The 12,898-nt window shown below is 63.4% G+C and carries 14 protein-coding genes and 1 tRNA gene; 8 read left to right on the top strand and 7 right to left on the bottom strand.

Translation table 11 applies throughout. The features are described from left to right. Window positions 1–100: 100 nt before the first annotated feature. Window positions 101–3,259 (bottom strand): autotransporter outer membrane beta-barrel domain-containing protein, encoded by a 3,159-nt coding sequence (locus V5279_RS28045; RefSeq protein WP_338690088.1) that lies wholly within the window; start codon window positions 3,257–3,259, stop codon window positions 101–103. Window positions 3,260–3,852: 593 nt separating this feature from the next. On the opposite strand from V5279_RS28045, the gene V5279_RS28040 reads away from it, so the two are divergent. Continuing rightward, the gene (locus V5279_RS28040) at window positions 3,853–5,046 is read left to right on the top strand and encodes an adenylate/guanylate cyclase domain-containing protein (RefSeq protein WP_338690084.1); all 1,194 of its coding nucleotides are present in this window, start codon (window positions 3,853–3,855) and stop codon (window positions 5,044–5,046) included. 73 nt (window positions 5,047–5,119) lie between these two features. On the opposite strand, the gene V5279_RS28035 is transcribed toward V5279_RS28040, so the two are convergent. After that, window positions 5,120–5,515 (bottom strand): NUDIX hydrolase, encoded by a 396-nt coding sequence (locus V5279_RS28035; RefSeq protein ID WP_338690082.1) that lies wholly within the window; start codon window positions 5,513–5,515, stop codon window positions 5,120–5,122. Window positions 5,516–5,856: 341 nt separating this feature from the next. Here V5279_RS28035 and V5279_RS28030 point away from each other — a divergent pair, with 341 nt between their 5' ends. The 3 genes from V5279_RS28030 to V5279_RS28020 are packed head-to-tail and all read left to right on the top strand — an operon-like array spanning window position 5,857 to window position 6,536. Further along, window positions 5,857–6,153: a hypothetical protein gene (locus tag V5279_RS28030; protein ID WP_338690079.1), complete on the top strand. Its 297-nt coding sequence runs from the start codon at window positions 5,857–5,859 to the stop codon at window positions 6,151–6,153. A gap of 13 nt (window positions 6,154–6,166) precedes the next feature. Further along, window positions 6,167–6,346, top strand: a complete 180-nt coding sequence (locus V5279_RS28025) for a hypothetical protein (RefSeq protein WP_084518414.1) — start codon at window positions 6,167–6,169, stop codon at window positions 6,344–6,346. Next, entirely contained in the window at window positions 6,309–6,536 is a 228-nt protein-coding gene (locus V5279_RS28020) for a hypothetical protein (protein WP_029080225.1), read from the top strand. Before V5279_RS28025 ends, V5279_RS28020 begins: the two co-directional genes overlap by 38 nt. Before the next feature lie 442 nt (window positions 6,537–6,978). Here V5279_RS28020 and V5279_RS28015 read toward each other — a convergent pair whose 3' ends face one another. From V5279_RS28015 to V5279_RS28005, 3 genes are all read right to left on the bottom strand, one after another. Continuing rightward, the gene (locus tag V5279_RS28015) at window positions 6,979–7,188 is read right to left on the bottom strand and encodes a hypothetical protein (RefSeq protein ID WP_029080226.1); all 210 of its coding nucleotides are present in this window, start codon (window positions 7,186–7,188) and stop codon (window positions 6,979–6,981) included. Between the two features lie 251 nt (window positions 7,189–7,439). Further along, window positions 7,440–7,826: a VOC family protein gene (locus V5279_RS28010; protein WP_338690066.1), complete on the bottom strand. Its 387-nt coding sequence runs from the start codon at window positions 7,824–7,826 to the stop codon at window positions 7,440–7,442. Window positions 7,827–7,841: 15 nt separating this feature from the next. Continuing rightward, complete coding sequence (locus tag V5279_RS28005) at window positions 7,842–8,201, bottom strand: MerR family transcriptional regulator (RefSeq protein WP_338690064.1); 360 nt, start codon at window positions 8,199–8,201, stop codon at window positions 7,842–7,844. A 249-nt stretch (window positions 8,202–8,450) separates the two neighbouring features. Between V5279_RS28005 and V5279_RS28000 the strand changes: the two genes are divergently transcribed. After that, window positions 8,451–9,248: a lytic murein transglycosylase gene (locus tag V5279_RS28000; protein ID WP_338690062.1), complete on the top strand. Its 798-nt coding sequence runs from the start codon at window positions 8,451–8,453 to the stop codon at window positions 9,246–9,248. A 101-nt stretch (window positions 9,249–9,349) separates the two neighbouring features. Continuing rightward, entirely contained in the window at window positions 9,350–9,757 is a 408-nt protein-coding gene (locus V5279_RS27995) for a hypothetical protein (protein WP_166297510.1), read from the top strand. A 73-nt stretch (window positions 9,758–9,830) separates the two neighbouring features. Here the strand turns inward: V5279_RS27995 and V5279_RS27990 are convergent, their stop codons facing one another. Further along, window positions 9,831–10,217, bottom strand: coding sequence for a YciI family protein (locus V5279_RS27990; protein ID WP_338690059.1), 387 nt, complete (start codon window positions 10,215–10,217; stop codon window positions 9,831–9,833). 548 nt (window positions 10,218–10,765) lie between these two features. On the opposite strand from V5279_RS27990, the gene V5279_RS27985 reads away from it, so the two are divergent. After that, a tRNA-Gly gene (locus V5279_RS27985) sits at window positions 10,766–10,839 on the top strand. 245 nt (window positions 10,840–11,084) lie between these two features. On the opposite strand, the gene V5279_RS27980 is transcribed toward V5279_RS27985, so the two are convergent. Next, the gene (locus V5279_RS27980; protein WP_166297508.1) at window positions 11,085–11,900 is read right to left on the bottom strand and encodes an IclR family transcriptional regulator domain-containing protein; all 816 of its coding nucleotides are present in this window, start codon (window positions 11,898–11,900) and stop codon (window positions 11,085–11,087) included. A 172-nt stretch (window positions 11,901–12,072) separates the two neighbouring features. On the opposite strand from V5279_RS27980, the gene V5279_RS27975 reads away from it, so the two are divergent. Beyond that, on the top strand, window positions 12,073–12,873 hold the full coding sequence (locus tag V5279_RS27975; RefSeq protein WP_338690057.1) for an NAD(P)-dependent oxidoreductase: 801 nt from the start codon (window positions 12,073–12,075) through the stop codon (window positions 12,871–12,873). Window positions 12,874–12,898 lie beyond the last annotated feature (25 nt).

The raw sequence follows: 12,898 nt of genomic DNA, 5'->3' as shown, positions 1-12,898 counted from the left end.
CGATTATACAGAAATCGTGCAGCTTCGCTCATCTCGACCCCGCAAGCGGGAGAGGTGCAGCCAGTTCAGTCTGACTTCAGTTTGCTTTAGTCTTCCGTCCTCACCACACCACCCGAAACCCGGCGCTGCCCTTGTAGCTGTGGTTGTCGCCAGCATCCTGCAGGCTGGCGCGATAGGTCGCTTCGCCGAATACGGTGTAACGGCCGTTGGCCCAGCTGTAGCTGCCGCCGCCGCCGATGCTGCCCCACAGGCGGTCATTGGCGCTGGCGAAGCCGCTGCCCGCGACATCGACATTGCTGCCGTCGAGGAACTCGTAGTGCAGATTGCCGATCGCGTAGAGGTCCGAGCGGACGATGCTCGTCCCGTCATACCAGCTCTTCTGGTGATTGAGCGACAGCCCGACGCGGCCGAGCAGGCTGTCGGCATTGGTCAGCGAGACCAGCGCGCCGAAGCGGTCGGTGAAGCCATCGAAGTCGACCTTCGAATAGGCGAGCTGCGCCTGCGGCGTCAGCGAAAAGCCGTTGCCGAGATTGAACCGCTTGCCGCCTTCGACGCTGAATGCATAACCGAGGCCTTCATTGCCGTGAGCCATGTTGCCGACGAGATCGGAAGTGAGGTCGCCGCGGTAGAACATGGTCTGCATCTGGCCGTCGACGTAGACGCCGTTGTCGCCGTACCAGGTGGCGGTGGCGCCGACGCCGGTGCCCTCGGCGCGGATGCGGCCGTTGCCGAACAGCGAATTCACATAGGCCGTGGTCAGGCCGTATTGCAGCGTAAGCCCGACGATCAGGCGCCCATAGCTGTTCTCGAGCGCGAGGCCGTCGAGCCCGGCCTGCGCCTTGAACTGATCGCTGTTGGTGGTCGAGCCCGTGGTGTTCGACGGCCGCAGGCTGGATTGACCGCCCTCGACGCGGCCCCAGAATGGCGACTGCGTCCACGAACTGTCCGCCTGCGCCGCCGGCGTGACGCCCATCCGCGCCATCGCCTCTCCGGCGCCGCCACCCCAATAGCGGTTGCCGACGCGTTCCTGCAGCGACGGCAGTTCGTTCATGCCGAGCAGCACCCCGGCATAGTTTTCGTAAAGCGGCACGCCGGGCTGATAGAGCGGACCTGCGATCACGGGTGGTGTCGTCGGATCGCTGGGATTGGCGAGGCTGGAGCGCAGATACCAGTCGCCATCCGATGGCGTCGAGATGCCATTCTTCTGCAGCGTGTAGCCATAGGCGCCGGCGACGATCGCCTGCTCGCCCTTCAGCACATAGTCGCCGGCCAGCGCGAAGGTGCCGTTCGAGGCGCCGGCGACGTCGATCAGCCTGATGCCGTCAACCGTCTGCACGCCGCCGCCGCCGAAATTGGTGACCTTCACGGTCGAGGTGCCCGAAGTGCTTCCCAGCACGAAGAGGCGGTCGGTGGCTGAGCTATCGCCGCCGAGCACGGTGTTGAACAGCAGCGTTCCGCCATTGCCGACGTAATTGCCGGCGACCGTCAGCGTGGTCCCGGGCGTCGTGCCGAACCGCAACGTGCCGGCATTGCTGAATCCGCCCACGACCTGGCTGAAGCCGTTGAGGTCGATCGTGGTGCCGGCGCCGGCCGTGACGGCAGATACCGAGCTGAAGGCATCGGCCGCACCGGCGCGCAGCGTACCGCCGCTGACCGTGGTGGCACCGCTGTAGCTGTTGATGCCGGACAGGATTTGCGTGCCGCCGGTGAGTGCAAGCCCGCCGGTGCCCTTGATCGCACCGGCAAACGTGTCGCTGGCATTGGTGAGTGTCAGCGTCTTGGCGCCGAGCGCGACATTGCCGCTGCCGGCCAGACTCTGGATGCTCGTGCCGGCGCCGGTGAGTCCGGAGATATCGAAGACCGAATTCGTTACCACATGGCTCGAATTGCTGATCGCGCCGGCGCCTGCAAGCGCCAGCGTGCCGGCGGAAATCGTGGTCACGCCGCTATAGGTGTTGGCGCCGGACAGCGTCTCGGTGCCGCCTGTGAGCGTCAGCCCGCCGCTGCCGCCGATCGCGCCGGAGAACGTGTCGTTCGCCGCCGTGATGGTCAGCGTCTTGGCGCCGAGATCGACGCCGCCGGTGCCCGACAGCCGTTGGATGCTGGTGCCGGCGCCGGAGAGCCCTGCGATGCTGAACGTGCCGTTCGCGATCACCTGGCTGGAGGCGGCAATATCGCCACCGCTGGTCAGTGCCAGCGTGCCTGATGTGATCGTGGTCGCGCCGCTATAGGCCTGCACGCCGAACAGCGCCTGCGTGCCGCCGGTGAGCTGCAATCCGCCGGTGCCGCTGATGGAGCCTGCGAACGTATCGTTCGCATTGGTGATGATCAGGTCCTTGGTGCCCAGCGTGACGCTGCCGGCGCTGCTGCCGGCCAGGCTCTGGATGCGCGCGTTGGGGGCAGGCATGAGTGAAAGATCGAAGATTGCGTTATCGACCACCCGGCTCGAACTGGCGACGGCATTGCCGGAGCCGGCGATGTTAGACAGCTGGAGCGTGCCTTGCTGGATCACGGTTTCGCCGGTGTAGCTGTTGCCGACGCCAGCGAACCTGAAGATCCCGGCGCCGGTCTTGGTCAATCCGCCGACGCCGCTGAAGCCGTTCGCTTGGAGGACGGTGAACCCGTTGCTATCGACGGTCAGTCCGCCCGCGGCGATGTTGTTCTGGGCGGCCGTTCCGCTCGAGATGCCGGGGGTATTGATGGCCGCGCGGAAAGTGGCATTGTCAAAATTGATCTGGCCCCTTGCGTTGCCAACGGTAATGCCGAAGCCGCGATTCACGAGCGTGGCGTTGCTGATGTTGAGGGTGCCGGTGCCGTTGACCGGAGTGGTGACGATAATCCGGCTTGTTACGGTGACGGTCGCGCCATCAGTGATATTGAGGATGCCCGTGCCGGCAGTGCCGGTGGTGATCGTGGAAGCATTCCACCGTGACCCGGCCCCGGTCACAGTTACAGTGGCGGTACCGCCTACGACGTCGGAGATCGAGACGGTGCCGGTGCTTGTCAGCGTGCTTCCGTTCTGAATTGTGAGACTGCCCGGTGCCCCGACTGCGTCACGAACATTGATGGTACCGGTCGTGCCGGTCGCCGGTCCGGTCACGCCGAGGACGACGGTTGAACCGGCCACGATGCTAACCGCACCGCCGGCCGGAACTGTTCCGCCGTTCCAGTTCGAGCCGACCGTCCAGTCGTTGCTGGTGGCGCCGGTCCAGGTCTGTGCGGCGGCCAAGCCCGGCATTAGCGCCGAGAGCGCGGCCACCGAGGCGCTCATCAGCAGCAGGCGCTGGGATTGCGCGCGTCTGTAGGATGGTGATGCAGTCCGGCGCGCACTCAGGTGTGGATTGTCATCCGCTGGTCGCGAGATCGTCGCAGCCCCGATGCATTCGCGCATGGTGCTTTGGCCCCTTGTTCTTGCCACCGCCTGGCAGGTTGCATTCGCGCAAACATTCGCCGGCGGCGGATATGTGTTACGCTATGTGACTCACTGTGAGCTGACAAATGAAGGTTGTATCGTGGGCAACGAAACGGAGCGCGGTGTGCTCGCGATGCAACGTCCGCGCGCTGCAATTAATCGATCGCTAACCAGTTGAGTCGCGTTGGCACGGTACCGTGCGCAATCAGATGTGAGAGGCCGCCGGGGAGGGCGCATCCATCGCATTTGCCGGACATGAGGTAGCACCGTTCGCAGGACCGATAGCAGATCGACGGCACGGAGGGGGCTTGGGCAGGCCGGCATGCGGTGCCTCGACCGCCAGACGCGCACGATCACATTACCGCTGGCGACGTTGACGTTGCCGGGCGGACACACGACATACCGACTGTCTGATCCCACTCGCCGCTCCGGAGCAAGAAATGAACGCGCCGCCCGACATCGATTCCGTCGCTCCGCAGTCTGACGGCGAGATTGTGCGCTGGCTGACCAACGAGACGCGCGACGAGCGCTTCATCGACAACATCTTCGCCGAGCTCTGCCTGCGGCTGCAGCGTGCGGGCATTCCCCTCAAGCGCGCGACGATGAATCTCCTGATCCAGCATCCGCAATGGCTTGGCGCCCGGATCATCTGGGCCGACGGCAAGCGCGAGGCCGAGATCACGCGGGTCGACTACGAGGTCAGGGAGCGCTCGGAATATATCGGCAGTCCGGTCTACGAAATCCATGAGGGGGCGACCGAAGTGCGCGAACGGCTCGAACGGGCGCCCGGCCGCAAGCACGCGCTCTATGACGAGATGCGCGCACAGGGATTGACGGATTATGTGGCGTGGCCGCTGCTCCATACGCTTGGCAAGCGGCATGTCGTGACGTTTGCGACCGACCGGCCCGGAGGTTTCGACGATGCGCAGATCGCGGGCCTCTCGAAGCTGCTGCCGGTGCTGGCGCTGGTCAGCGAAATCCGGATGAAGAACCGGCTGGCGCGGACGCTGCTCGAGACCTATGTCGGGTCGCATGCCGGCGAGCTGATCCTGGCGGGGGCGACGCGGCGGGGCAGCGGGACGACGGTGCGCGCCGCGATCATGATCTGCGATCTCAGGGACTTCACCCGGATCTCGGACAGCTGGCCGCGCGACGACGTGATCGATCTCCTGAACGATTATTTCGACGCGATGTCGGAGCCGATTGCGCGGCATGGCGGGGAAATCCTGAAATTCATCGGCGACGGGCTGCTCGCCATCTTCCCGCTCAGCGACCCAAAAGCCTGCGCCAACCTGCTGCACGCCGTGTCCGAGGCGCGGCAGGCGATGGCGGCGCTCAGCGAAAAGAACAGCATGATGGGCCGCGCGCCGATGAATTACGGCATCGGCGTCCATGTCGGCGACGTCATGTACGGCAACATAGGATCGCGTACCCGGCTCGACTTCACCGTGATCGGACCTGCGGTGAACATGGCGTCGCGCCTCGAAGCCCTCACCAAGCAATTGGGAAAAAACGTGCTGCTGTCGCGTGCGTTCGCCGACCTCGTCGAACGCGATTTCCGGCTCGAACGCGTCGGCGAACACGCAGTGCGCGGCTTCAGTGAGCCGATCGAGCTGTTTGCATTTCAAGGGTGAGTGCCGGGACGTTCGGAGAGAGGCCAATCCCGAACGTGGACGTCAGCTCCCGCTACAGCGAATCTTCCGCCGCCTATCTCCGGGGCCGCTGCTTTCTCGGAAACAGCCGATCGCGGATGTAGCGCGAGGTCGGCGTCAGGCGGAGGCCCCGCGGCTTCTGCCAGGCCGCGCGGTCGATCTCCTTCTTGTCGCCGATTGCCAGCCTGCCCTTGGCAAACTTGGCGATGAAGATCGCATCGCTCATCCGGCGGCCCGAACGCTTGTTCTTGGCCGTGACTTCCTTCCACAGGCTGAGCCTGCCGAGCTTGAGCTTCGGCAGCTCTTCCTTGATCTCGCGCTTCAGGCAATCCTTGCCGGTCTCCCGCGCGCGCCTGCGTCCGCCGGGGAACATCCACAGGCCGTCGGATCGGCGCCGTACCAGAAGAACCTTGCCGCGCTTCGCGGCGACCAGCTTGGAGGACTTGGGCATGTACTGTGCAATGATCGAAACAGAATCGCCGTCATTTTAATTTGTCTATTTGAGTAGACAAGTTCGATGGCGCATTGTTCCACTGCCATTGTCGGCTGTTCGCCGACGACGCGGGACGTGACGATTGAGGAGCTTGCGACGCTGTGCGTCCTCTGTCGATCAGGTATTCATCCCCCAACAGCCCCACGTTGAAGTCGTGACAACTGTCACCCTCAGGGTTCCGACAGAAGGAACTCGCCGGATCGAGTTCGGCAATCGTGTCGCATGATAAGCGGGTGCACCGCTTGACTTGATGTTCTTGTTTTGTTCTAATTGCCCTCCACCGTGAACAGGAGGCCGCCATGGACAACCGTATCAGTGAAATTCGCAGGCAGATCAGGGCGCTGCGCGTCAGCATGCTCGAGGCCGAGGCCATCATGCGCGAGCAACTCAACCGGGACGAGGACTGCGCCTTCGTGGCCGGGGACCTGCTGAAGATGCGTCTCGTCATGAGCCGTCTGGTCGAGGAGCGCGGCGTCCTCGGCGACCGCGAACCGATCATCGTGTATGCGAGCGTGGCGCCGCGGCGCCGCACGACGGCACCCGTCTCCATTCGCCCGGGGAGGCCAGCGCTGGTCGCCAGCGAAGCGCGTGCGTGATGACGCGCTCAGGATGCTGCGGCTGCGCGCCGAGTTGCGCGAGCTCGACGCATCCGTGAACCGGCTCAGGCGGGCCGGGCGCGACAGCGCGTCGGCGCAGCTTCTGCTGTCGCGCAAGCGCGCCGAGCTGGAAGACGTGATCTGCCGGAGGAAAGATGAGAGAGCCGCTTCGGTATTTCCACGACAGCGATGATCACGCGCCCTGGATCAAGGCGCTGGCCGAGGTTCGGCACCGGGCAACGCGGGAAGGCTGGTGCTTTCACCACGTGCAGGCGATCATCGTGGCGATCGATCAGTATGCGGAGGCCGCGCTCGGCAACCGCGAATTCTTCCTCAACCGGCCGCAAACCGTCGGCCCGCGCAGGCGAGGCGACGTGCCGTAGCACGCCGCCTGGGCAGTTGATGTCATCCGACTTGCTTGCGAGTATTGCGTGGGGCAGGCGGGTTGAACGGCCCCGGCGAGATGTCGTGATCGCCGGAGCCGTCCCCGTCCTTGGTGTTTTCTCCCAGAGCGTGGATTATAGTCGGGAAGAAGTGGCAATTGGAATGCCCGCTGTATTACGGGTGTGGATTGTGCTCGCCTACGAAATCCCAACGCCTTGTGCGCCGGGGCCGGTCGTTCGTCGCTGGGCTCGGTAGGTTCGCTCGCCGATTGCCGTTCTCGTTTCGGAGACGGACCCCGGCGTTGCAAAATCGAGAGGGGAGAGAAGAAAGGGCCGCGTTTTCGCGGCCCCTCTTTGTGCAATCAATTCGAAATATGAAGTAGGCACCGGATCAACGGGGCTACGTTACGTCATTGCCCAACAGCCTTGAAACACCGTGAAATTATGGGTGCGGACGCATCAATGATGGAGACGGCTCGTCCGGCCTGCCGCCTGCGAGCCGTTTCCGGATCACCGACAGCCGGCAGTTCACAGCGGCCTCCGTGCGTCCAAGCTCCTGGGCGATCTCCCGCTGCGTCAGCAGCGTCTCTCTGAGCAACTGCAACAGCCGGTGCTCGTCCTCCGTGGTCCACTGTGCCGGCTTGATCTGCATACCCGTATTCCCGGAAAGATCGATGAAGCATGTTACGCGATCAGCCAAGACGTCCCGATCGGAGGAACCCCATTTTGATCGTGAATGCCAGTTGTAGCCGGGAAAAATCGGCAATTGGAAATCCGGGACAATACGGGGCCTCCTGACTGAACGGGACGCGAGCAGACCACCGACCAATCCGTCTCGCTCACGCACGACCGACAGTTCTGAATAGCGAGCCGCCGTCCGTCATGATCTCGTGGCGGCAATGCTCAGGGCAGCATATCGGCCGGATGCTTGTCGCGATGCTCGACATATTCGACGCGAGTCTGGTCCGGATGCAGCACCAGCATGTTGCGGCCGGTCGGGACCGGCTTGGGAGCCTCCAGCACCGTAGCGCCGACGCGGGGGAGATGGGCGGCGAACGCGTCGATGTCATCGACCAGAAACGTCAGATGCGTCGCCGTGAACGGCTTCAGGCTCTGCTCCGTCCCGGCAATGAACAGGATCGAGGCGACCTGCGCGAGCCTGAGATCATATTCCGGATAGTCGAAGCGAAGGCGCGCCGTCTGGCCGATCAGGGCTTCATGGAAGGCCACGGCCTCATCCAGACCGTCTAGCGGCAGGTAACGTCTCGCCAGGATATTGAGTATCTTCATCGCCAGGTCCTCATCTCATGCGTTGCTGCGGCTGCGATCCGGCTCGGTCAGCCGACGCGACAAGGCGCGCCGCCGCTGGCGCAGCACCGCAATCGCTCGATCGATCTGGTCGAGCTTCTGCTGCATCACTGCGGAGCAGTTCACGCGAGCGCCGCGCCGGCCGCCTTCCAGCGCGCTCAAGAGATTGCGAAGTTCGCGGGTCGAGAACCCCGAAGCGATCAGGTCTCGCACCCACGCGGCCCGTTCGATCTCCGCTGCGGAGTAGCTTCGGTAGCCGTTCGAAATCCGCTGCGGCACGATCAGCCCCGCTGCCTCATAGTGCCGAAGCACCCGGGCACTCACGCCAAGATGGCGCGCCGCCTCCTGAATCTTCATCGCGATCTCCTGTCGAGGGTCGGCCTAGCACCTTGTCATTAACGTCAATGTCAAGCGCAGTGGCGGCCGCAGGGGCCAAATGTCCCGGCCTGCCTGATCTGGCCGGGATGGCCAATCCGCTCCCCGCGACATATCGTGGCGATCCGCGGCCGAATCTGAGGCGGATCGTTCATCGCCGGGTCATGCAAATCCGGCCATCTTCAACGCTGCGCCCGGAGGGCGGCGGCACATTTGCGGAGGGGGTTTCGGATGGTGAGGGGCTGGCTGATTGCGGCATCGGCGCTCGCTGCTGTCGCGATGGTTGCAACGCTGGGCGTTGAGGCGAACGCGGCGCAGTGCGGCAACGGACCTGGCGGCTTCGAATCCTGGAAGGAGCAATTCGCCGGCGAGGCGAGGGCCAAGGGCGTCGGCGCCACCGCGATCGACGCGCTGATGCAGTCGCATTACGCCAGCGCGACCATTGCCGCGGATCGCGGCCAGCGCAGCTTTGGCCTGTCGCTCGAGCAGTTCATGGCCAAGCGGGGCTCTGCGACCATCGTGGCGCGCGGCCGTTCGCTCAAGCAATCGCAGGCGGCGTTATTCGCCTCGATCCAGCAGCGCTATGGCGTGCCGCCGGGACCGCTGATCGCGATCTGGGGCATGGAAAGCGGCTTCGGCAGCCAGCGCGGCAACCAGAACATGCTGTCGTCGATCGCAACCCTCGCCTATGACTGCCGCCGTCCGGAGTTCTTCACCGACCAGCTCTATGCCGCGCTGAAACTGATCGACCGAGGCACGCTCTCGGGAAGCACGCGCGGTTCGATGCATGGTGAGATCGGCCAGACCCAGTTCATGCCGAAAAACGTTCTCGCCTATGGCACCGGCAATCTCGACGTCGCCGCCAACGCGCTGAACTCGACGGCGAACTTCCTGCGGGCCCATGGCTGGCGCGCCGGCGCCGGCTATCAGCCGGGGGAACCCAACTTCGCCGCGATCGAGGCGTGGAACGCCGCAGGGGTCTATCAGAAGGCGATCGCGATCATGGGGCGGCAGATCGACGGCCAATGAGCGCACGGCCAAATTCTTCACATCCAGGTTCCTTCACCCCCTGTTAAGGCAACGGTGCCCAGATCGTTTGCGGTGAAACGGAGCAAATGGAAACGGGCTCCATGCTCAAGAACGGTACCTATGCGGCGTGGTTTCGAACGTCGCTTGCTGATGGCACCGGCATCGTCCACGTGGCCGACGGCCGGCTGTGGGGCAGCGATGCCATCATGCTCTACAGCGGCACCTATGAGGTCGACGGCGAGCGCTTCTCCGCCGTTCTGACCACAAGACGGCACTCCGATGGACATGCGACCGTGTTCGGCACCGACGACCTCGTGGTGCGGCTCGAGGGTGTCTTCAGCGGTGCGATCGCGACCTGCACGGGCAGGGCGGATGCCGTACCCGATCTCGCCTTCGAGGTGACGCTGATTCCGAGCCAGGACGTGACGCCCGAACCGCCGCCGGATCTGCCGCTGCCGAAGTTCGATCCGAGCAGGCTTCCGAAGCTGCCGAAACGCTCCAGCCGCTGAGCCGAAGCGTTTTCGAGCGAAGCGGGTACCGGTTCGCGTGAAGAAAACGCGTCAAAAAGAATCGAGCACCCTGCTACGCGTCGCTGGGCCCAGCGGTCTCCGGAAACGGCGCGCCGGGGATGTAAACCTTGAGCGCGCGGATCTCGTAGACCGCCGACGGGTTGACGCTGCGCAGGTCGCGCGCCGCTGCGATCGCCGCCGCTTCATCGGCGCAATCGATCACATAGAAGCCGAGCAGCTGTTCCTTGGTCTCCGAGAACGGGCCGTCGATCACCATGCCGTGGCCGGGCCCGCGCAGCGTGCTGGCCTTGCGGGTATCGCCGAGCCGTGCGGCGGGACCGAGCCGGCCCTTCAGCCGTTCATGGACCTCGCGCAGGCCCGTCATCACGGCGGCGTCCTCTTCGGCGGTCCACGATTTGACCTCGGCTTCGACGTGATAGGCCAGGATGGCATAAAGCATCTATGTGCTCCTCATTTCTGATGCGGCAGGCCGAAGGACGTCTCGCGGCAACCCACGCCGACATTTCCCTTGTAGCGGACGGGATCGTTTTTGTGGTGCGACAAGGTATCCCGCGAGGCGCCGCTGGCTGCCGCGCTGGCTCCGCTTTTTCGGCCTCTGATTCGATGTCCGCGTTTGGGGCAGGGGGCGTTAATCGCTCAGCCCGGACCGCAAAAAAGGCGCGGCGGAATTGCTCCCGCCGCGCCCCGTTTTTGTTGTCTCGCTGGTCAGGGCTGAGAGCGCCCCGATGCCAGGCTGATTACTCAAAGCCTAGCGGGCGATCCCAGCGAGGTGACAGCGCTTGAGACAAGACACTAGATCACCTCCTTTCTTTGTTGATGGGACTCACAATATAGGCGGCGAATCCGCCGCTGTTAAGGCCGCCGTCCGGCCCATCCGCGCCAGAAACCGGCCGGATCTTATCGAAATATGCTCCCTTGACCGGGGAATTGGGACGCGAGCCGAACCAGTTGAGGCGGCCGTCCGGCCGTGTTAGGTGATCGCCTGACGCGGGTGTAGCTCAATGGTAGAGCAGCAGCCTTCCAAGCTGAATACGAGGGTTCGATTCCCTTCACCCGCTCCAGCCTTTTTATGGACTTGGCGATAGGGGCGGATTTGTTCTGACAAGTCGGGCTGCTTTGCACGTTCCGATGCTTGCTTTCCGAGCGACTGTTTCGCGTGCCGCTTGAGACGCTGCCGTATTTCCGGTGTTGCTCGATGTGCGAGGTCATCAAAACCGAGCATCTTGACTTGGAGAAGAGGTATCGAACGCGCGTGCGGAAATCGGCGGCCGTGGCGCAAAAATGGGTCCCCCGGACCACCCAACCCTCAACGGGCCCGCAATGCCTCATTTGCCCGTTCGGCGGCTTGGCGGAGGACGGGAAGAAATCGCCTGATCATTTCCTCTTTGGTCGCCCGGCTCGTCGGCGCAACGACCTTTATTGCAGCGATGACGCTGCCCTGGCGATTCCTGAGCGGCACCGACACCGAACGAACACCCTCTTCATATTCCTGATCGCCGAGCGCCCATCCATTTTTTCTCACCTCGTTCAATGCCTTCCTCAACTCGCGCGGGTTCGTGATCGTATGTCGGGTCCGCGCAGGAAGGGGCGTATCGAGAAGATAGCGGTCAAGAACCAGCGGATCCAAATAGGCGAGCAGCACGCGGCCAAGTGAGGATGCGTTCGCTGGCACGCGCGATCCCACGCTCAAGGCCGCATTGACAACCCGGTGTGCTTGAACGCGACAAACGTAGACAATGTCCGGCCAGTCGAGAACACCCACCGTGCATGACTCGTTCAACTCATTCACGACCTCTTCCACGAAAGGCTCGACGGTATCCCAGACATCATTCGACGCCAGATAGGCGAATCCGAGATCGAGAACTTTCGGCCGCAATCCGAAGCGCTTTCCATCGTGCTCCGCATAGCCGAGGTCGACGAGCGTGAGCAGAAAACGCTGTGCAGTGCCTCGGGTCAGGCCCGTGCGGCCGGCCACTTCGCTGACCGTCATGGAAGGGTGCTCGCGATCGAATGCGCGCAGGATTTGAAATCCCCGTTCAAGGCTTTGCACGAAATGAGCCGGGCGCTCGTCTTCTTGAACCGGTCGACTGACCGACACGGCCTTTGCCACTTCTCTGGGCATGTGCCTGCCTTCTCTCGTGGAACCTGTTTCGTTATGCCGGTGTTTCGACCGAAAGGCAATGTCCGTATAGCGGACAAATGTCCGTATGGTTGACAGGTTGCGGCTAGTCTGCGACCTTCTTCGCGTGGTTGATCGCCTTGGGGCTAATAGGCAGCCGCGAAGGAGCATCATCATGTCGTCTTTCGGGACCGTGTTGTTGACCGGAGCAGCCGGAAAAATTGGCCTTCGACTGCGGGAGTTTCTGCGCCCGCGTATCCGGTTGCGCAGCACCGACATTCTCGCTCTCGACCCGCCCCGGGACGGCGAGGAGACGGTGCGCTGCGACCTTTCGGACCCGCTCGCAGCACGATCCGTCGTCGCCGGTGTTGACGCGATCGTCCACATGGCGGGAATCCCGCGTGAAGCGCCAATCGAACAGATTGCATCAGCCAATCTCATCGCAACCTATAACGTCTTCGCTGCGGCTCATGCGGCGGGCGTGAAGCGGGTTGTCTTTGGCAGCACCAACCATGTCGTTGGGTTTTATCCGGTTGAGCAATCGGTGGATGCATCGGCTTTGCCTCGCCCCGACACCCTCTATGGCGCCAGCAAGGTCTTCGGTGAGGCCGTCGCGCGCCTGTTCTGGGACAAGCACGGAATCGAATCGGTTTGCATCCGGATCGGGTCTGCGCTGGACAAACCGACGAACGTTCGTCAGCTCAGCACCTGGGTGAGCTACCGTGACCTTGGTGAGCTTGTATGGCGTTCGCTGGTGGCTCCACGGGTGGGAGCGACCATCGCTTACGGCGTTTCGGCCGGATCCCGCTGCTGGTGGAATAACAGCGCAGCCGGTCACCTCGCTTTCATCCCAAAGGACAACGCCGATAGGTTCGCTGCCGAGATGACCGAATCTCTGGCGAACGACGAAGCACGCGGCCCAGCCGTCGTGTTCCAGGGCGGTCCGTGGGCTGCAGATGGCTATGACGCAGCATGATCGCAAAAATGCGTCTCTTGGTTTG

It is taken from the genome of Bradyrhizobium sp. 26S5, assembly GCF_036923295.1.
Classification (GTDB): Bacteria; Pseudomonadota; Alphaproteobacteria; order Rhizobiales; family Xanthobacteraceae; genus Bradyrhizobium; species Bradyrhizobium septentrionale.
Note: the sequence above shows the minus strand (reverse complement) of the source record. Positions and strands in the feature narration are given on the sequence as shown.